This window comes from Nonomuraea sp. NPDC049714 (genome assembly GCF_044465295.1).
Classification (GTDB): Bacteria; Actinomycetota; Actinomycetes; order Streptosporangiales; family Streptosporangiaceae; genus Nonomuraea.
Window position 1 is genome coordinate 87,480 of sequence record NZ_JBITLM010000008.1, and the last position, 18,661, is coordinate 106,140.

Below are 18,661 nucleotides of genomic sequence, written 5' to 3' on the forward strand. Positions count from 1 at the left end.
CGGTCCCCCGGTGTGCCCGCTCAGGCAACCCCGGCCCCCATTTCATTCTCGCCCATCCGTCTGGCCACCGTAACGAAGGAGTAGCGGTGGTGCGCGCACGGGCCGTGCGTCTCCAGTGCCAGGCGATGCTGTGGCGTGACGTACCCCTTGTGATCGGCGAAACCGTACAGCGGAAAGTCGCCGTCCAGCGCGACCATCATCCGGTCCCTCGTCACCTTGGCCACGATCGACGCGGCCGCCATGCAGGCGGCGACCTGATCCCCCTTCCACACTGCCAGCGACGGCGCCGGAAGGCCCGGCACCGGAAACCCATCCGTGAGGATGTACCCAGGGTCACACGACAACCGCGCGACGGCCCGCCGCATTCCTGACACGTTGCACTTGTGCAGTCCCGTGGCGTCGATCTCCGCGGAGGAAATGGTGACGACGCCGACGTGGGCGGTGGCCATGATCTCGTCATGGAGTCGTTCGCGCACCGCCGGGGTGAGCAGCTTGGAGTCGGCCAGCCCGTCGATCCGCCTGCGCAGGATGACGGCCGCGACGACCAGCGGGCCGGCGCAGGCCCCGCGGCCGGCCTCGTCCACCCCCGCGATGGGAGTGAGGCCGCGGCGGGCCAGCGCCCGCTCGTAAGCGTAGAGTCCGGAATCGCGGCGGACGACGCTCGGTCGAGGGCGGAACGCAACTGTCATGACACAGGAAGCGTACGCCCCAAACGCCGCAAACCGCGACTGGAAGCGCGTTCTACTCGACCTTGGCGAAACTCTCGGGCTTGGTGAAGATCAAGCCCCGCGACAGCGGCCACCAGCGCACCACGGCCGTGCCGACGACCTGATCCACCCCGATGAACCCGCCGCCCGGCTCCTCCATGTGGCTGCGCGCGTCGGCCGAGGAGCTGCGGTGGTCTCCCATCAGCCAGAGCTTGCCCTGCGGGACCGTCACATCGAACTCGTCGCCTGAGGGGAAGTCACCGGGGTAGAGGTAGGCCGACTCGTCGAGCGGCTTGCCGTTGATCGTGATGCGATCGTCGTCGTCACAGCAGACGACCTTGTCACCCCCGACGCCGATGACCCGCTTGATGGTGTCCTCGCCGTTCCAGCCCTTGAACACCACGATGTCGCCCCGCTCGGGCGAGCCGGCGAGCTTGTTGACGAACACCCGGTCGTCGATCTTGAGGGTGTTCTCCATCGACTCCGAGGGGATCCAGAAGTTGCCGATCACGAAAGCCTGCAGCAGCAGTGCGATCCCCACGCCCATCAGCAGCATGACGATCGTTTCGCGGATGCTGCCCTTTTTCTTCTTTTTCTCCACGCCCTGCGCCTTCTTGGTGACGGCCATCAACGCCGTACTCCGAGCCGTTCACGCCCTGCTCCGAGCCACCGCCGCCGGATCACGACCGCCGGCACGGCCAGGACGAACCCGGCGACCAGCGGAACCGACCCACCGAGCGCCTGGAGCGCCGGCTGCGCGAACGTGTCGGGGATGGAGATCGAGGAGGCTCGTGAGAACGGCCAGACGATCACGAAGGCCCGTCCGATGACCTGGCTCTCAGGGATGGATCCGCCCCCTGGGTCGCCGGTGTGGAAGCGGGAGTCCAGCGAGACCTGGCGGTGGTCGCCCATCACCCACAGGCGGTTGGGCGGCACCTTGATGTCGAAGTTCTCGCTGGACGGCAGGTTGCCCGGATAGAGATAGCTCGTCTCGTCGATCGGCACGCCGTTGACCGTGATGCGATGGTCGGCGTCACAGCACTTGACGTGGTCGCCGCCGACGCCGATGACCCGCTTGATGTAGTCCTTCTCGCCGGGGATCAAGCCGAACGAGGTGCCGATCCAGCGGAAGAAGCCCGCGACGGGGTTGGACGGCTCTTCGAGCTCGAACTCGCCGTCCCAGGAGTCGATGCCGGCGAAGACGACCACGTCGCCGCGCTCGATGTCGCGCGTGTGGTAGACCAGCTTGTTCACCAGCACCCGGTCGTTGATCAGGAGAGTGTTCTCCATCGACTCGGAGGGAATGTAGAAGGCCTGGACGACGAAGGTCTTGATGATCAGCGCCAGCGCGAGCGCCACTACGACCAGGACGGGGAGCTCTTTCCAGAACGACCCCTTCTTCTCTTTCTTCCCGTCTTCTGCTGGCTTCTGAGTCTCTTCGGCGACCACGTCCACCTCGTCCTCGACAGGGCGGCGCGGCGCGCCGTGCTCCTGGCTCTCGCTAGTCATTGTTGACGAGCCTAGATGATGCGCAGGCCCGACAAGCCTCGACCGACGTTACAACGGGCACGAGTCGCTCCACATAAAGGAAACAGCCCCGCAAAAGCCGAATGGCCCGCACGCCAGGCGGGCCATCCGGAAGGACATTCGCGTTACTTGGCGGGCGTGGCGTCGCGCTTCTCGCGAATGCGAGCGGCCTTGCCGCGCAGGTCGCGCATGTAGTAGAGCTTGGCGCGGCGCACGTCGCCTCGGGTCACGAGAACGATCTTCTCGATGACCGGGCTGTGCACGGGGAAGGTCCGCTCGACGCCGACGCTGTAGCTGACCTTACGGACGGTGAAGGTCTCGCGGGCGCCGCTGCCCTGGCGGCGCAGCACGAATCCCTTGAAGACCTGGACACGGGAGCGGTTGCCTTCGACCACTCGTACGTGAACCTCGAGCGTGTCGCCGGGCCGGAAGTCCGGCACGTCGCTACGCAGGGTCGACTTCTCGAGCTCCTGGATCTTCGTGTGCATGAGAGCTTTTCCTCAAGTCTCGTGAGCACGCGGAGGTCCACCCGGCCTGAAGCTCGCGGCGGACACGCCTGCTGATCTGATGAAACCCGAGAGCGCTTCTCGGGCATGACGGACCAACCACATGACGGTTGGCGACGCTTCAGTGTGCCATATCTTCCGGCGGGAGGCGAAACGCGAGCTCCTCCAGCAGCCGGCGGTCGTGCTTGTCGAGGGTCTCGGGGTCGAGCGCCGCCGCCAGCTCCGGCCTGTTGGCGAGAGTGCGGCGCAGCGCCTGGTCACGCCGCCACCTGGCGACTTTCCCATGATGTCCGGACAGCAGCACGGCGGGCACCTCGTGGCCCCGCCAGACGGGCGGCTTGGTGTAGACGGGCCCTTCGAGGAGGTTCTGCATGGCTCCGGGGGCGAAGGAGTCGTCGACGGCGGAGTGCGCGTTGCCGAGCACGCCCGGCAGCAGCCTGCCGATGGCCTCCGCCATCACCAGCACCGCCACCTCACCGCCGGCCAGGACGTAGTCGCCGATGCTCACCTCGTCGACCCGCAGCCGCGAACCGTACTCGGCCATGACGCGCGAGTCGATGCCTTCGTAGCGGCCGCACGCGAACAGCAGCCAGGGCTCGGCCGCCAGCTCCTGGGCGAGCTCCTGGGTGAACGGCCTGCCGCTGGGCGTGGGGACGATCATCCGCGGGGCGCCGTCGCCGATCACCGCGTCGATGGCCTCGCCCCACACCTCGGGCTTCATCACCATGCCGGGCCCGCCGCCGTACGGGGTGTCGTCGACGGTCTTGTGCACATCGTGCGCCCACTCGCGCAGCTGGTGCACCCGCACGTCGAGGATGCCGCGCTCACGGGCCTTGCCCATCAGCGAGACGTCCAGCGGGGCGAAGTACTCAGGGAAGATCGAGATGATGTCGAGCCGCATCGCGCTCACAGCAGCCCTTCGGGCGGATCGACCACCAGCCTGCCGTGCTCCACGTCCACCTCCGGCACCAGCGCCTTGACGAACGGGATGAGCGCGTCGTCCTGGCCGTCGCGCCGGACGACGAGAAGGTCCTGCCCGTGGTGGAGCACGTCGGTGACCTCGCCGATGGACTCGCCCGTGACGGTCACGACCGTGAGCCCGATGAGCTCGTGGTCGTGGAACTCGTCGGGGTCGTCGGAGGGCGCCACCTCGGCGGAGTCGATGACCAGCATGGTGCCGCGCAGCGCGTCGGCCGCGTCACGGCCGGCGACTCCCGCGAGGCTGAGCAGCAGCATGCCCTTGTGCCAGCGGCGGCCCTCGATGACGAGCGGCCCCCTGTCGGCGGGGTCCGTGGCGATCGACGCGCCGACGGGCAGGCGCAGCTCGGGATCGTCAGTGCGCACCTCCACCGTCACCTCACCGCGCACACCATGTGGGCGGCCGATCCGGCCGACGACCAACTGCACGTGAACCTTGCCTCTCTAACGCAAGCGCCCCCATCGGATGAACCGATGAGGGCGCGCGAACCTGACGCTAACGGACTGCTTCGTCCAGGTCGAGCAGATCGACCCGTACGTACTTCCCGTCGGCCAGGGCATTCACGACTGTGCGCAGCGCTTTGGCGGTGCGCCCGCCGCGACCGATGACCTTACCCAGGTCCTCGGGGTGCACCCGGACCTCCAGGACGCGACCGCTGCGAATGCGGCGAGCGCGGACCCGGACATCGTCTGGATGTTCGACGATGCCTCTGACGAGGTGCTCGAGAGCCTCCTCGAGCACGTCAGGCCTCGCCCTCGGCCTCGGCCTTGGGCTCGGCGACGGTCTCGGCCGGAGCCGCAGCGGGGGCCTCGGCGGCAGCCGCAGGGGCCTCTTCCTTCTTCTTGGCCTTCTTCGGCGTCGTGGCCGCCGTGGCGGTGTCGCCACCGGACAGCGTCTCGCGGGCCGCGGCCTCGTAGAGGGCGTGACGGTCGGGAGCTTCCGCCGGCATCTTCATCGGCTCCGGGGCGGGCTCGCCCTTGAACTTCTGCCAGTCACCGGTGATCTTGAGCAGCTTGAGCACCGGCTCGGTCGGCTGCGCGCCGACACCCAGCCAGTAGGCCGCCCGGTCGCCGTCGATCTCGATGCGCGACGGGTCCTGCTTCGGGTGGTACAGGCCGATCTCTTCGATCGCCCGGCCGTCACGCTTGGTGCGGCTGTCGGCGACGACGATGCGGTACTGAGCGTTGCGGATCATGCCGAGCCGCTTGAGCTTGATCTTGACTGCCACGGGTGTGGTCTCTCCTGCATTCGAGCGCGGGTGAGCGGTGTCTCATCGAGTGGGGCACGACAAGGGTCCCGCTCCAGGGACAGGCGCGACCGGCGGGAGGTGAGAGGGCACCCACCTGATCGCGATGTTCCAACATGTCATTGTGCCAGATGTACGGCACTGCCTTCGACCGCACGCCCGGACCGGATGGGCAAAGGTTACTTTTGACCGGGGAGCCGCAGCTTGGACGGGTCGAAGCCGGGCGGCAGGTCCATGCCCGGGGGCAGCTTGCCGCCGAGGTTGCCCAGCACGCCGCCCTGCTTGGGCTCGGCGGGGGCCTCCGGCGCCGGCTTGCCGAGGGCGGCCTTGCGCGGGTCGCCGCTCACCCGGCGCCCCTTCTTCGCCTTCTTCTGCGCCTTGACGCCCTTGCCCTTGCCGCCGGGCATGCCGGGGATCCCCATGCCGCCCGCCATCCGCTTCATCATCTTCTGGGCCTCGAAGAAGCGGGTGACGAGGTTGCTGACCGCGGTGACCGTCACGCCCGAGCCGCCGGCGATGCGGGCCCGGCGCGAGCCATTGATGATCTTCGGGTCCTGGCGCTCGGCCGGGGTCATCGAGCGGATGATGGCCGCGATGCGGTCCAGGTCACGGTCGTCGATGGAGTCGAGCTGGTCGCGCATCTGCCCCATGCCGGGCATCATGCCGAGCAGGTTCTTGATCGGGCCCATCTTCTGGACCATCATCATCTGCTCGAGGAAGTCCTCGAGGGTGAAGCTCTCGCCCGAGGTCAGCTTGCCCGCCATCTTGGCGGCCTGGTCCTCGTCGAACGTCTTCTGGGCCTGCTCGATCAGGGTGAGGATGTCACCCATGTCGAGGATGCGGGAGGCCATCCGGTCCGGGTGGAAGGCGTCGAAGTCCTCGAGCTTCTCACCGGTGGAGGCGAACATGATCGGCCGGCCGGTGATGTGCCTGACCGACAGGGCCGCGCCGCCGCGGGCGTCGCCGTCGAGCTTGGTCAGCACGACGCCGTCGAAGCCGACGCCGTCCATGAACGCCTGGGCCGTGCTGACGGCGTCCTGGCCGATCATCGCGTCGACCACGAACAGGACCTCGTCGGGCGAGACCGCGTCGCGGATGTCGGCGGCCTGCCGCATCATCTCCTGGTCGATGCCGAGACGGCCCGCCGTGTCGATGATGACGATGTCGTACTGCTGCCGCTTGGCCTCGTCGATCGAGCCGCGTGCGACGCCGATCGGGTCGCCGACGCCGTTGCCGGGCTCGGGAGCGTAGACGGCGACCTGCGCGCGCTCGCCCACGACCTGGAGCTGCTGCACCGCGTTGGGGCGCTGGAGGTCGGCGGCCACGAGCATCGGCACGTGGCCCTGCTCGCGCAGCCACTTGGCGAGCTTGCCCGCCAGCGTGGTCTTACCGGCGCCCTGGAGGCCGGCGAGCATGATGACGGTCGGCGGCGTCTTGGCGTAGCGGAGCCTGCGGGTCTCGCCGCCGAGGATCTCGATGAGCTCCTCGTTGACGATCTTGACGACCTGCTGCGCCGGGTTGAGCGCCTGGGAGACCTCGGCGCCGCGGGCGCGCTCCTTGACCTGGGCGACGAACGCCTTGACCACCGGCAGCGCGACATCGGCCTCGAGCAGCGCGATGCGGATCTCGCGGGTGGTGGCGTCGATGTCGGCGTCGGACAGCCGCCCCTTGGATCGGAGGGAGGAGAAGACCGATGTCAGCCGGTCGGAAAGCGTCTCGAACACGTGGTAGGCCAGTCCTCGAAGCGAATGTGGGTCTGCAGTCAGCCTATCCGCTTCGTCAGCCGTTCCAGCCTGGCACGGCCATCCGAACTGAAAGGGCGTGCTCGACCAGGTTGATCAGGGCGCTTTTGACCGAGTCCTTGGCGCGGGCGTCCAGGCGGATGAGCGGGATGTGCGGGGCGAGGGTGAGAGCGTCGCGGATCTCCGAGTCGCTGTGCTCGTACTCCCCGTCCCACCCGTTCAGGCCGACCACGAAAGGCAGCTGCGCCTCTTCGAAGTAGTCGATCGCCGGGAAACAGTCGGCCAGCCGGCGCGTGTCGACCAGCACCACCGCGCCGATCGCGCCTTTCACCAGGTCGTCCCACATGAACCAGAACCGGTGCTGCCCAGGCGTCCCGAACAGGTAGAGGATCAGGTCACGGTCCAGCGACACCCGGCCGAAGTCCATCGCCACCGTGGTGGTCGACTTCAGCGGGGTCATGCCGAGATCGTCGATCCCGGCAGAGGCGTCCGTCATCACCGCCTCGGTCGTCAGCGGCATGATCTCCGAAACCGCACCGACGAACGTCGTCTTGCCCACGCCGAAGCCACCGGCCACCACGATCTTCGCCGAGGTGAGCCCGGGACTAGAGCCTGCGAAGTCCACTGAGCACCCTTTCGAGCAAGTTGACATCTGGCCTACCGGATTCCAGCTGCGGCTGGTGCACGTGTACCAGGCCCTCCGCCGCCATGTCGGCGATGAGCACGCGCGCCACGCCGAGCGGCATCCGCAGCAGGGCCGACACCTCGGCCACCGAGCGGACCTGCCGGCAGAGCTGGCTGATCGCCTGATACTCCGGCGTGATGTGGGAGAACTCCCTGTGCTCAGCCGTGGCCGAGGACACCAGCGCCTCCATCGCGAGCTTCACCCGCGGCGCCGTCCGCCCCCCGGTCACCGCGTACGGACGCACCGGCGAGGCCGGGTCCGACGAGCGCGGAGGGGGCGGGGGCTCCCAGCCGCCGCTGTTCCAGCCGCCACTGTTCCATCTGGGATCCGTCACTCACATCACCTGGTCTGGGTGGCACGCAGCTGGGCACGCACCGCTGGAGTGAGCACCTGACCGGCACGGTCCACCATCAAGGTCATCTGGTAGGCCACCAGGCCCATGTCACAGTCAGGTGCGGCGAGTACGGCCAGGCAGGAGCCGTCGCTGACGGACATGATCAGCATGAGCCCTTGCTGCATCTCCACCATCGTCTGGTTGACCACGCCGCCTTCGAACACCCTGGCCGCCCCTTGGGTGAGGCTGATCAGGCCGGAAGCGATCGCGGCCAGCTGGTCGGCCCTGTCGGGCGGGAAGCCCGACGAGGCCGCGAGCGGCAGGCCGTCAGAAGAGACGACAACGGCGTGAGCGACGCCTGGCACTGTGCTGACGAAGTCGGTGATCAACCAGTCGACTCCGTGAGCCGCGCGACTCAGATCGTTCATGCGCCCTCCTCCCTGTTCTCGTGGTTCCGCTGACCAGATTGCGGAGCCCGGCCACCGCTGATGTCGTCACGCGCGGCCCGGAAGCCCTGCTGGAAGCTGGACAGGCGGCTGCGTACCCGATCCGGTGAGACCGAGGGCATCGGCACGACTCCCTTGGGCGCTGACGCGGTGTCGGCGGAGCCGGGCACGAGGTTGGCCTTGGGCACCCGCTTGGGCAGGCCGGAGGCCGTCGCACCGTCGCGCACCGGCTCCGCCGCGGCCTTGGCCGCGGTCCAGCCGGCGTCGGCCTTGGCCGACCCCCAGGCCGCGTCGGAGCCGCCCTGGTCGAACCAGGCGGATTCGACGGAGGCGAAGATCGGCAGGAACTCGTCGCCGGCGGACGGCGGCGGGCCGGACGGTGAGACCACCGGCATGGGGCCGGTGGCCGCCGACTCGGTCTCGGGGAAGTCGTGCTGCGGGCGCTGCGGGCCGGCGTTCACCCGGTCGTCGAAGCCGCGGCCGGGCAGCGGCGCGTCGGTGGGGCGCTTGGGCAGCGGGTTGCTCTCGCTGGACCAGGAGCCGGGAACGCGGGAGGGGATCCAGACGTCGTCGGTGTCGAAGCCGCCGCTGGTGCTGCGCGGGCCGGACGGCCAGGCCTCCCCCGTCCCGGCCGACGGCCACTGCGGCGCCGAGGGCCAGGAGGCGCTCGGGTCCGAGTTGGAGGGATAGGAGGGGTGGCCGGGGCCGGGCTCGTAGCCGCCGCTCTGCCACTGAGGGGCCGCCTGCTGGGGGGGTCCCGCGAAAGCCTCCGCCCGTCCGCGGTCCATCGCGGCCGGAGGGGTGTCCATGACGGGCGTCTGCGCGCCGAGCAGGCTCTCCGGCACCAGGACCATCGCGGTGAGCCCGCCGGAGCCCTGGGAGCGGAGCTGTACGCGGATGCCGTGCCGATGCGCCAGCCTGGCGACCACGAACAGGCCCATGCGGCGCGACACCGACACGTCGACGGCCGGCGCGTCGGTCAGCCGCTCGTTGGACTGGGCGAGTTCCTCCGCGGTCATGCCGATGCCGGAGTCGGTGATGGACAGCATCACGCCGCCGCCGTCGATCCGGCTGCCCGACATGGTCACGCGGGTCTCACGAGGGGAGAACGACAGGGCGTTCTCCACCAGCTCGGCCAGCAGGTGGATGAAGTCGTTGACGGCCTGGCCGGCCACGGAGACGCCGTCGGGCACCTGGAGCAGGACGCGCTCGTAGTTCTCGACCTCGGACAGGGAGGCGCGGGCCACGTCGATGAGCTTGACCGGCTGGCTCCAGCGGCGCGGCGGGTCCTGACCGGCCAGGACCAGCAGGTTCTCGCTGTTGCGGCGCATGCGGGTGGCCAGGTGGTCCAGCTTGAACAGGTTGGCCAGCCGGTGCTCGTCCTGCTCGCCCTGCTCCAGCCCGTCGATCAGGGTGATCTGCCGCTCCACCAGCGTCTGGCTGCGGCGGGACAGGTTCACGAACATCGCGTTGACGTTGGCGCGCAGGCGGGACTCCTCGCCCGCCAGCCGGACCGCCTCGCGGTGGACCTCGTCGAAGGCCCGCGCCACTTCCCCGATCTCGTCGTTGGAGGCGACGCCGATGGGCTGAACCTGGACGTTCTCGCCGGTGGCCTCCGCCTCGCGCAGCTGGCGCACGGTATCGGGCAGACGGCGTCCGGCGATGAACAGGGCTTCCCTGCGCAGTCGGCGCAGCGGGCCGCTCAGCGAACGCGCCATGATCACGGTGACGAGCAGCACGAGGAGGAGCAGGGCCAGGATCGCGCCGGCCACGATCGCGGCGCTCTGCTGCTCGGCGCCTTCCAGGGCGCGGCTGCGCAGCACGATGGAGTCGGCCGCCTGCTTTTCGACCTCGCGCATGCCGTCGACGGTCTCACTGATGGCGTTGTACCAGGTCTCGCCGTCACGGACGAGTCCGAGCTTGCGGTCTCTCAGGGGGAGCCCGGCGTCTTGCAGGACCAGGGCTCGGGCGGAGAGGATCTCGGCGCGGTCGACGGCCGCGCCACTGACGGTGTCGTCGTACAGCTGGCGGAGCGCGAGGGAGACCTGCGCCCTGAAGGTGGCGAGCTCGCTGTTCTTCTGAGCGCGCGCGGCGATGAAGGCGTCGAGTTCGTCCTTGCCGAAGGTGCCGGTGGCCAGGGCTCCCGCGAGCAGCGCACGCTGGGTGGACACGTACTGCTTGGCTCTGGACAGGGCCGCGAAGCCGGAGACGCTCGCCGATAACTCCTTGTCGACCGCGCCCAGGTCGATCTTGCCGTTCAGCGAGAGCAGGTCCGAGATGGACCGGTCGTAGAGCGCGATGACCGAGTTCTGGTCGAGCTGCGAGTCGATCGCGGTCGTGCGCGAAGTGGCGAGTTCGTTGAGGCGGTTCTTGATGCTCAGGGCTTCGGCGGCGTGGGGGCCGTCAGCGACCTCGAGTTCCTCGACGCCGCTCCTGACTTCGATGACGAGCTTGTCGACGCGCTCGTACTGAGCGCTCACGTCCGCCGGTCGGCCGCCTCTGCGTCCCTGAGCGACGTACTGGGCGCTGAGGTCGCGCTCCACCTCCACCTCGTGCGCGAGGGTGGTCAGCCGGCTCGCCAGCACGGCGACCACGTTGACCTGCGCGTACTCGCTGGCGGTGGCGATCGAGGTGGTGACGCGCAGGCCACCGAACACGAGCGCCGCGAGAGTGGGGATGACCACCAGGACCAGCAGCTTGGAACGGACCCGCCAGTTGCGCAGAGAGAAGCGGGGGCCCGTCCTGCGCTTGCCGGCTTTCGCACCGCCCGGCGTCTGTGGCCCACGGGACACGCGTCGGGGAGCTTCGTCTCTAAAGCCCTGATCCCCGCCCGCAGCACGGGTAACGGTCTTCACCTGCTCCGCAACCTCTCTCCGATGGTCTGGTGCATGAAGATCATGTCACGCATGAGCCAGCCGTGACGCAACGCACCCTTGGGGCGAGAGCAATTGGAGCACATCACCAGGAGATCGGCCAATGCCCCACGGGTCACAATCGGTCCATAACACGGCATTTTACGCAGATCACAGCGCTAATCTCGCCCCTTCGACATCAACAGCAGCGGTGCAATCAAGTCAGACAAACGTTATAAATCACCCTATATATGCATATTTCGAGTTAACGTCCGATGTTCTGGCTGCGGAGAGGTGTGATAGCTGCGCTAGGGTGCCACCGTCGCTGATCACTCCCTTCGCATCACCCCCCGATTCAAAGGAGACCCGCAATGCGGTTCGGTACATTAGGGCGTACCGCCCTGGTTGGACTGGTGGCCACCCTCGTCGTCACGGGATGTTCCGGTTCGGGCGAACAGTCAGATGCCGCCGGCACCTCCTCTGACATGAAGACTGACCTGCTGATCGGTCAGTATCCCGGCGCCGACTCGGCTCCGCTGTTCATCGCCATGGAGCGCGGCTTCTTCAAGGAAGAGGGCCTCAACGTCAAGCAGGAGGCCATCCAGGCTCCCCAGGCGGTCCTGGGCAAGCTCTCCAACGGCTCCATGGACGTCGTCCTCGGCAGCTACGCCACCATCCTGTCGATTCAGGAGGCGGGCACCGAGAAGTTCAAGTACATCGCCGACTCCTACCAGGGCGCCGCGGGCGCGTTCGGCGTGATGGTGAAGAAGGGCTCCCCCATCAAGCAGGTCTCCGACCTCAAGGGGAAGAAGATCGGGACCAACGCCCTGGTCGGCCTGGGCGTGCTCACCATGAACCCGCACATGAAGATCGCCGGTCTCGACCCTGCCAACAACAAGGACATCCAGTACGTCGAGGTGCCGACGACCAACTGGCTCTCCGCCCTCGACAAGGGTGACGTGGACGCCGTCTGGATGACCGACCCGTACGTCAGCCAGGCCAAGAAGGAGCTCGGCGCCACCATGCTCCTGGACACGATGTCCGGCCCGACCGACGGCCTGCCGATCACCGGCTGGGCGGCCACCGAGAAGTGGGTGGCGGAGAACCCCAAGACGCTGGCCGCCTTCCAGCGGGCCATGGCGAAGGCGCAGAACATCGCGGCCACGGACCGCGCCGCGGTGACGAAGATCCTGCCGACCTTCACCAAGATCCCGGCTGAGACCGCTTCCACGATCAACCTCGGCAACTACCCGACCTCCCTGAGCGCCCAGCGCATCCAGCGGGTGGCGGACCTCATGCTCGACGCGGGCATGCTGAAGCAGAAGATGGACGTCAGCTCCATGATCTATTCCGCTCAGGGATGATGACCGCAGTCTCTCCGGCGAGGCGTGGACGTGGACCGCTCACCCGTGCCAGCCTGGTGAAGCTGTCCCGCCACGCCACCGGCGTGGCGGGTTTTCTGCTTGCCTGGCAGCTCCTCGGCGTCTCGGGCCTGTTCAAGTGGCTGCCACCGGCCGGGGACACCCTGTCGAGGACCGTGGCGCTCGCCGTGGATCCCGTGTTCCTCGAGAACCTGCAGGGCACGCTCACCGCCTGCGCCATCGGACTGCCGCTCGCCGTCCTGGTCGGCGTCCCCATCGGCGTGCTCCTGGGAACGGTCCCGGCGGTGGAGGAGATGACCCGGGTCTTCGTGGAGTTCCTCCGGCCGATCCCCTCGGTGGCGCTGATCCCGCTGGCACTGTTCTTCTTCACACCGGAGATCAACGCCAAGGTCGCTCTCATCGTCTTCGCCTCGGCGTGGCCCATCCTGATCAACACCCTCTACGGGGTGCGGGACGTTGACCCGCTGGCCAAGGAGACGATGCGCGCGTTCGGCTTCGGGCCGGCCGCAGTGATCTGGCGGGTTTCCCTGCCGAGCGCGGCGCCCTTCATCGCGACAGGAGTGCGGCTCGCCGCCTCCATCACGCTCATCCTGGCGATCAGCGTGGAGTACATCGTCGGCGGTGCGAGCGGCATCGGCAGCTTTCTCATCCAGGCGAGCACGGGCATCGGCGCCGACGCGATGATCGACGTGATCGCGGCCCTCCTGTGGGCCGGCACGATCGGTCTCGTCGTCAACATCTTGCTGGTGCGCGCCGAACGACGTCTGTTCAGGTGGCGAACGCCATGATCCGTACGTTGATCAAACGGCTGTGGCTGGTCCCCGTCGTGCTGGGCGGCTGGGAATTGCTCGCCCTATCACTCGAGAACCCCTTTTTCCCCACGCCGACCAGGATTCTGTCTCGGATGTACGAGATGTGGTTCTCCGGGCCCTACATCCTCACCGAAGAGGCCGTCGACAATTTCCTCCCCAGCCTGATCAGAGTCACCGGAGCCTGGGGACTGGCCGTGATCGTGGGTGTGGGGCTGGGCGTCGCGCTCGGCCGGACGCCCTGGCTGGCCGACTACTTCGAGCCACTCGTCGAGTTCGGCCGGGCGGTGCCGCCACCCGCCATGCTGCCGGTCTTCCTCGTGCTCTTCCAGATGGGCACGCAGGTGCAGGTCGCGACCATCGTCTTCGGCATCGTCTGGCCCATCCTGCTCAATTCCATCGACGGCGCGCGCAACCTCGACAACCTGAAGCTCGAAACCGCCACCGTCTTCGGTGTGCCCGCGTATCTGCGGCTGACCCGGATCATCCTGCCCGCGGCCGCGCCGAAGATCTTCGCCGGCCTGCGCCTGAGCGTGTCCCTGGCACTGATCCTGATGGTCATCTCCGAGCTCAAGGGCAGCACCGAAGGCATCGGCTACCTGCTTAACCTGGCCAGCAACAACGCCGACATGCCGGCCATCTGGGCCGGCGTCCTGCTGCTCGGCGTGCTCGGCTTCGCATTCAACACCCTGTTCCTCATGGTGGAGCGGCGCGTGCTTGCCTGGCACCGCGACGCGCACCGTATCGCTTAGGAGAAACCCCCGTGTCCGAGCTGCTGCTGAAGAACGTACGGGTCGTCACCCACGACCGGGACGAGCCCACGAACGCGGACATCGCCATCGTGGACGGCCGCATCGTCGACGTGCAGCCCGGACTACTACCCGAGACGGGCGAGGTGATCGATGGGGGCGGCAAGCTGGCCTTCCCCGGGGTCGTGGACGCCCATCAGCATTGGGGCATCTACAACCCGCTGTCCGAGGACGCCGAGTCGGAGAGCAGGGCGAGCGCCCAAGGCGGCGTGACGACCGCGCTGACGTACATGCGGACCGGGCAGTACTACCTCAACAGGGGCGGCTCCTACGCCGACTTCTTCCCGGAGGTGCTCAAGCAGGCCGAGGGCCGGGCCTACATCGACTACGGGTTCCACCTGGCGCCCATGTCGCGCGGGCACATCGGTGAACTGCCCGACCTGATCGAGCGGTTCGGGGTCCCGTCGTTCAAGATCTTCATGTTCTACGGAGGGCACGGGCTGCACGGCCGATCCGACGACCAGCGGGCGTTCCTCATGCTGCCGGAGGGCGAGCGCTACGACTACGCGCACTTCGAGTTCGTGATGCGCGGCGTGCAGGCGGCCAGGGAGCGCCTGCCCGAGCTGGCCGACGAGATCTCGCTGTCGCTGCACTGCGAGACGGCCGAGATCATGACCGCGTACACGAAGCTCGTCGAGGAGGCCGGCGACCTGAGCGGGCTGGCCGCCTACAGCGCCTCGCGCCCCCAGCACTCCGAAGGGCTGGCCGTCTTCATCGCCTCCTACCTCGCCCACGAGACGGGGCTGGCCAACGTCAACCTGCTGCACCTGTCCTCCCGCAAGGCCCTGGAAGCGGCCGTCCGCATGGCGGCGACGTTCCCGCACATCGACTTCCGGCGTGAGGTCACGATCGGTCACCTGCTCGCCGACGTCGACACGGCCAGCGGCCTCGGCGCCAAGGTCAACCCGCCGATCAGGCCGCGCGAGGACGTCGAGGCGCTGTGGGAGTACGTGCTCGACGGCACCGTGGACTGGGTGGTCAGCGACCACGCCTGCTGCCGTGACGAGCTCAAGTTCGGCGACCCGCGCGACGACGTCTTCGTGGCCAAGGCCGGGTTCGGCGGCGCCGAGTACCTGCTGCCCGGTCTGGTCACCGAGGGCCGCCGCAGGGGTCTGCCGTACGGCCGGATCGCCGCGCTGACCTCCTGGAATCCCGCCAAGCGGTACGGCCTGCGCCGCAAGGGCGCGATCGCCCCGGGTTTCGACGCCGACATCTGCCTGGTCGACCCCGCGAGCACCTGGACGGTGCGCGCGCAGGACTCGGAGTCGACGCAGGAGTACACACCGTTCGAGGGTTTCGAGCTGACCGCCAGGGTGACGGACACGTTCGTGCGCGGCAACCACGTGCTGGACGCCGGCAAGATCGTGGGCGACCACGTGGGCCGATTCGTGCCCCGGCCCGCCTGAACGCCCCGTTCGGGAGAGAAGACAGATCATGACGACGCACGTGAACACCCCTTCGGGCGCTCCTGGACCCGAGGCCGACCCCCTGCGCGAAGCCGTACGTGGCGGAGTGACGATCTATGACCTGGGCAGGCCGCTCTTCGCCGGCATGCCGCAGTCACCCAACCACCCCGCCTACACCCACACCCTCCCGCGCCGACACGGGGACAGGACGCGCTCCGACGGGGGATCGGCCGCCAACGACCTGATCTCCATGGGCACCCACGTCGGCACGCACATCGACGCGCTGGCGCATGTGTCGCAGGACGGCAGGCTGTACGGCGGGGCCGACGCCGCCGCGGCCTGCGTGGGAGGCCGCTACCCTGAGCACGGCGTGCACACGATCGCGCCGATGGTGCGCTGCGGCGTGCTGCTGGACGTGCCCGCCGCGCTCGGCGTGGAGCTCTGCGAACCGGGCTACGAGATCACCCCGGCCGATCTGGACGCGACCGTGCGGCGCCAGGGCACCGAGCCCTCCCCGGGCGACGTCATCCTGGTCCGCAGCGGATGGGGCCGCCACTTCACCGGCTCCGACCCGCAGGTCTACCTCGGTGGCGAGTCGGGGGTTCCCGGAGTCGGCGAGGCCGGGGCCCACTGGCTGGCCGAGCGCGGCGCGCATGCCGTGGGAGCCGACACCATCGCCTTCGAGCGGCTGGCTCCCGGACAGGGACACAGCGTGCTGCCCGCGCACCGGGTGCTGCTGGTGGAGTCGGGCATCTACCTCATCGAGACGATGGAGCTGGACGAGCTGGCTCGCGACGGCGTCCACGCGTTCACGTTCGTGCTGTCCCCGCTGCCGTTCTTCGGCGCGACGGGCTCGCCGGTGCGGCCGCTGGCCCTGGTGACCGCTCAGGCAGGGGAAGCCCGCCGTGACTGAGACGACCCTCGGCCGGCGACTGGCCGACTTCGCGGTCGACGCCTCCGCCGCCACGCTGCCGGACGCCGTCGTCGACAGCGTGCGCAAGCGCGTGCTCGACGTGATCGGCCTCTGCGTGGCCGCGCACCGGCTGCCGACCAGCGGCGGCATCGTGGACTACGTCCGTGACCAGGGCGGACGCCCGCAGGCGCACATCGTCGGCGGCGGCTCTCAGGTGCCGGCCTCGCTGGCCGCCCTCGCCAACGGGGTGCTCGCGCACTCCCTCGACTACGACGACACCCACCTGCCCTCCGTACTGCATCCCAGCGCCCCGGTCATCTCGGCCGCGCTCGCCACGGCCGAGACGGTGCACGCTTCAGGCCGGGACACGATCCGCGCGATCGCCGTCGGCCTGGAGGTCTGCGTGCGGCTGGGCATGGCGGGATACGACCCCGAAGCCGGCAATTCGCTCTTCTTCGAGCACGGGCAGCACGCCACCTCGATCTGCGGGACCATGGGCGGCGCCGTCGCGGCGGCCCTCCTGCTCGGCCTCTCCCGTGAAGGCGTGCTCGACGCCCTCGGCCTGGCCGCGTCCACGGCCTCGGGCATCATCGAGTCCAACCGGGCAGGTGGGACGGTGAAACGGCTGCACTGCGGGTGGGCGGCGCATTCGGCGGTGACGGCAGCGGATCTCGTCCGGCGCGGGTTCAGCGGGCCGCCGACCGTCCTTGAGGGACGTTTCGGCTTCTTCGAGGCCTTCCTGCACGGGCGCTACTCCGCGGAGGAGATCACCCGCGACCTCGGCACGGAGTGGGCCGTGCCCGGGATCTTCTTCAAGCCCTATCCGGCGAACCACTTCACCCACGCGGCCATCGACGCGGCGATCGGGCTGCGCGAACAGGGGCTGGACCCCGCTCGCGTGGAGAGCCTGACGTTGGGCGTCCCCGCTCCCGTCATCCGGACCATCGGGGAGCCGATGGAGCGCAAGCGCGCCCCGCGGACGGGATACGAGGCGCAGTTCAGCGGGCCGTACGCGGTGGTCGCCGGACTGCTCGGCGGCGGCGGTCTCGGGGTGGGACTGGCCGACTTCACCGACGACCTGGCGCGTGACCCGCTGCGGCGCGAGCTGATGGCCAAGGTGGACGTGGTGCCCGACGACCGCGCGACGAAGATCTTCCCGCACCAGTTCCCCGCCGTGCTGCGCGCCCGCGACCTCGACGGGCGTGATTGGCATCAGGAAGTCCTCACCAACCGTGGCGGCCCGGCCCGGCCGCTGTCCGCGGCCGAGCTGGCGCTGAAGTTCCGCGACAACGTGGCCGGCCGGCTCTCCGGCGCCACCGCCGACGCCGTGGTGGACCACGCGGGCCGGCTGGACGAGATCGGCGACATCGGCGAACTGCTCCGTCTGGTGGCGGAGTTCGAACCGGCGACGGGAGCCTGACCGGTCGTCAGTCGCGCGACCCGGTGACGAAGCGCACGGTGCGGGCCAGGACGTAGCGGTCCTGCGTCAGTGACGACTCCAGGGCCGCCCTGGCCTCGTCCCGCTGGGAGGTCGGGATGCTCTCCAGCGGGGCCCTGCGGGCGGCCGACCAGAGCCAGTCCCACACCTGCCCGGCCTCGATGGCCACCTCGAACACCACATCCGCGTAGCGGACGTGGCTCAGTCCGCCCCCTTGGAGCAGCCCGGTCAGGTCCTCGGGCGCGCCCAGCTTGTGCTGGAACGGAGCGCTGCCCGCGCCGGCGGCGTACGGCTGCAACGCCCGCTCCACCAGCGCGAGCAGTTCGGCCTCGGCCGGGCTCGAGCGGACCAGCAGGCTGGCCGCCAGCACCCCGCCCGGTCGCAGCAACCCCGCCATGGATCGTACGGCAAGGGGCGGGTCGGGCAGGAAGTACAGCATCATCCCGGCGAGCACGACGTCGAACCGCTCACCGGGCAGTAGCTTCTCCGCCTGCTCCGCGTCGCCCAGCAGGGCGATCGCCTGGCTCAGGCCGTGACGCTCGATCTCGGCGGCGGTGGCGGCCACCATCCCCGGCGCCAGATCGAGCCCGACGACCCGGCCGGTGGGACCGACGGCATGCGCCGCCGGCACGAGCGAGGCGCCGGTCCCGCAACCGGCGTCCAGGACATGGTCGCCGGGCGCGGGCGCGGCCCGCCGTACCAACTCGGCGGCGACGGGTGCGAAGAACGGCACGCCGACCCGCTCGTAGGTGCCGGACGCGCGGTCGAACACGCCGGCCATGTAATCCTTGGCATCCATCGGCTTCCCTCACAAGCGCATGATCAGTGATCTTGAGCCTGTCACGGAAGCTGACGATCAACAAGGGGCCGAAAGCGGCGG

20 protein-coding genes are annotated in these 18,661 nt (G+C 69.0%); 6 read left to right on the top strand and 14 right to left on the bottom strand.

Translation table 11 applies throughout. The annotated features are described in order from the left end of the window. Positions 1-20: 20 nt before the first annotated feature. From ACIBQX_RS29080 to ACIBQX_RS29140, 13 genes are all read right to left on the bottom strand, one after another. The gene (locus tag ACIBQX_RS29080; protein WP_397009955.1) at positions 21-689 is read right to left on the bottom strand and encodes a ribonuclease HII; all 669 of its coding nucleotides are present in this window, start codon (positions 687-689) and stop codon (positions 21-23) included. 52 nt (positions 690-741) lie between these two features. After that, positions 742-1,335 carry a signal peptidase I gene (gene lepB / locus ACIBQX_RS29085; RefSeq protein WP_397009957.1) on the bottom strand — a complete coding sequence of 198 codons (594 nt, stop codon included), beginning with the start codon at positions 1,333-1,335 and terminating at the stop codon, positions 742-744. Next, positions 1,335-2,216, bottom strand: a complete 882-nt coding sequence (gene lepB, locus ACIBQX_RS29090) for a signal peptidase I (RefSeq protein WP_397009959.1) — start codon at positions 2,214-2,216, stop codon at positions 1,335-1,337. The genes lepB (ACIBQX_RS29085) and lepB (ACIBQX_RS29090) overlap by 1 nt, the downstream gene beginning before the upstream one ends. Positions 2,217-2,359: 143 nt before the next feature. Then, positions 2,360-2,722: a 50S ribosomal protein L19 gene (gene rplS / locus ACIBQX_RS29095; protein ID WP_189138260.1), complete on the bottom strand. Its 363-nt coding sequence runs from the start codon at positions 2,720-2,722 to the stop codon at positions 2,360-2,362. Positions 2,723-2,861: 139 nt separating this feature from the next. Then, a complete protein-coding gene (gene trmD, locus ACIBQX_RS29100; protein WP_397009962.1) occupies positions 2,862-3,641 on the bottom strand; it encodes a tRNA (guanosine(37)-N1)-methyltransferase TrmD in 780 nt (259 codons plus the stop codon). Positions 3,642-3,646: 5 nt separating this feature from the next. Further along, complete coding sequence (rimM, locus tag ACIBQX_RS29105; protein ID WP_397009964.1) at positions 3,647-4,147, bottom strand: ribosome maturation factor RimM; 501 nt, start codon at positions 4,145-4,147, stop codon at positions 3,647-3,649. 67 nt (positions 4,148-4,214) lie between these two features. Beyond that, on the bottom strand, positions 4,215-4,460 hold the full coding sequence (locus tag ACIBQX_RS29110; RefSeq protein ID WP_336208239.1) for an RNA-binding protein: 246 nt from the start codon (positions 4,458-4,460) through the stop codon (positions 4,215-4,217). 1 nt (position 4,461) lies between these two features. Beyond that, positions 4,462-4,947, bottom strand: a complete 486-nt coding sequence (rpsP, locus tag ACIBQX_RS29115; protein WP_397009966.1) for a 30S ribosomal protein S16 — start codon at positions 4,945-4,947, stop codon at positions 4,462-4,464. A 197-nt stretch (positions 4,948-5,144) separates the two neighbouring features. Further along, the gene (ffh, locus tag ACIBQX_RS29120; protein ID WP_397009968.1) at positions 5,145-6,689 is read right to left on the bottom strand and encodes a signal recognition particle protein; all 1,545 of its coding nucleotides are present in this window, start codon (positions 6,687-6,689) and stop codon (positions 5,145-5,147) included. A 55-nt stretch (positions 6,690-6,744) separates the two neighbouring features. Next, a complete protein-coding gene (locus ACIBQX_RS29125) occupies positions 6,745-7,359 on the bottom strand; it encodes a GTP-binding protein (RefSeq protein ID WP_397009970.1) in 615 nt (204 codons plus the stop codon). Then, positions 7,313-7,636 (bottom strand): DUF742 domain-containing protein, encoded by a 324-nt coding sequence (locus ACIBQX_RS29130; RefSeq protein ID WP_397010724.1) that lies wholly within the window; start codon positions 7,634-7,636, stop codon positions 7,313-7,315. The genes ACIBQX_RS29125 and ACIBQX_RS29130 overlap by 47 nt, the downstream gene beginning before the upstream one ends. 95 nt (positions 7,637-7,731) lie before the next feature. Next, entirely contained in the window at positions 7,732-8,154 is a 423-nt protein-coding gene (locus ACIBQX_RS29135) for a roadblock/LC7 domain-containing protein (RefSeq protein ID WP_397009972.1), read from the bottom strand. Further along, positions 8,151-10,964, bottom strand: a complete 2,814-nt coding sequence (locus tag ACIBQX_RS29140; RefSeq protein WP_397009974.1) for a nitrate- and nitrite sensing domain-containing protein — start codon at positions 10,962-10,964, stop codon at positions 8,151-8,153. The genes ACIBQX_RS29135 and ACIBQX_RS29140 overlap by 4 nt, the downstream gene beginning before the upstream one ends. 545 nt (positions 10,965-11,509) lie before the next feature. On the opposite strand from ACIBQX_RS29140, the gene ACIBQX_RS29145 reads away from it, so the two are divergent. The 6 genes from ACIBQX_RS29145 to ACIBQX_RS29170 are packed head-to-tail and all read left to right on the top strand — an operon-like array spanning position 11,510 to position 17,763. Continuing rightward, positions 11,510-12,388 carry an ABC transporter substrate-binding protein gene (locus ACIBQX_RS29145; RefSeq protein WP_397009976.1) on the top strand — a complete coding sequence of 293 codons (879 nt, stop codon included), beginning with the start codon at positions 11,510-11,512 and terminating at the stop codon, positions 12,386-12,388. Positions 12,389-12,444: 56 nt separating this feature from the next. Next, on the top strand, positions 12,445-13,194 hold the full coding sequence (locus ACIBQX_RS29150; protein WP_397009978.1) for an ABC transporter permease: 750 nt from the start codon (positions 12,445-12,447) through the stop codon (positions 13,192-13,194). Between the two features lie 38 nt (positions 13,195-13,232). Next, on the top strand, positions 13,233-13,967 hold the full coding sequence (locus ACIBQX_RS29155) for an ABC transporter permease (protein ID WP_397009980.1): 735 nt from the start codon (positions 13,233-13,235) through the stop codon (positions 13,965-13,967). An 11-nt stretch (positions 13,968-13,978) separates the two neighbouring features. Next, on the top strand, positions 13,979-15,430 hold the full coding sequence (locus ACIBQX_RS29160) for a dihydroorotase family protein (RefSeq protein ID WP_397009982.1): 1,452 nt from the start codon (positions 13,979-13,981) through the stop codon (positions 15,428-15,430). A gap of 28 nt (positions 15,431-15,458) precedes the next feature. After that, positions 15,459-16,343, top strand: coding sequence for a cyclase family protein (locus ACIBQX_RS29165; RefSeq protein ID WP_397009984.1), 885 nt, complete (start codon positions 15,459-15,461; stop codon positions 16,341-16,343). Next, a complete protein-coding gene (locus ACIBQX_RS29170) occupies positions 16,336-17,763 on the top strand; it encodes an MmgE/PrpD family protein (protein ID WP_397009986.1) in 1,428 nt (475 codons plus the stop codon). The genes ACIBQX_RS29165 and ACIBQX_RS29170 overlap by 8 nt, the downstream gene beginning before the upstream one ends. A 7-nt stretch (positions 17,764-17,770) precedes the next feature. On the opposite strand, the gene ACIBQX_RS29175 is transcribed toward ACIBQX_RS29170, so the two are convergent. Beyond that, positions 17,771-18,580 (bottom strand): class I SAM-dependent methyltransferase, encoded by an 810-nt coding sequence (locus ACIBQX_RS29175; RefSeq protein WP_397009988.1) that lies wholly within the window; start codon positions 18,578-18,580, stop codon positions 17,771-17,773. Positions 18,581-18,661 lie beyond the last annotated feature (81 nt).

Coding starts and splice junctions, on each gene's coding strand:
- ACIBQX_RS29165 (WP_397009984.1), top strand. CDS start 15,459: ATGACGACGCACGTGAACACCCCTTCGGGCGCTCCTGGACCCGAGGCC.
- ACIBQX_RS29135 (WP_397009972.1), bottom strand. CDS start 8,154: ATGAACGATCTGAGTCGCGCGGCTCACGGAGTCGACTGGTTGATCACC.
- rplS (WP_189138260.1), bottom strand. CDS start 2,722: ATGCACACGAAGATCCAGGAGCTCGAGAAGTCGACCCTGCGTAGCGAC.
- lepB (WP_397009959.1), bottom strand. CDS start 2,216: ATGACTAGCGAGAGCCAGGAGCACGGCGCGCCGCGCCGCCCTGTCGAG.
- ACIBQX_RS29080 (WP_397009955.1), bottom strand. CDS start 689: ATGACAGTTGCGTTCCGCCCTCGACCGAGCGTCGTCCGCCGCGATTCC.
- ACIBQX_RS29125 (WP_397009970.1), bottom strand. CDS start 7,359: ATGTCAACTTGCTCGAAAGGGTGCTCAGTGGACTTCGCAGGCTCTAGT.
- ACIBQX_RS29145 (WP_397009976.1), top strand. CDS start 11,510: ATGAAGACTGACCTGCTGATCGGTCAGTATCCCGGCGCCGACTCGGCT.
- trmD (WP_397009962.1), bottom strand. CDS start 3,641: ATGCGGCTCGACATCATCTCGATCTTCCCTGAGTACTTCGCCCCGCTG.
- lepB (WP_397009957.1), bottom strand. CDS start 1,335: ATGGCCGTCACCAAGAAGGCGCAGGGCGTGGAGAAAAAGAAGAAAAAG.
- ACIBQX_RS29175 (WP_397009988.1), bottom strand. CDS start 18,580: ATGGATGCCAAGGATTACATGGCCGGCGTGTTCGACCGCGCGTCCGGC.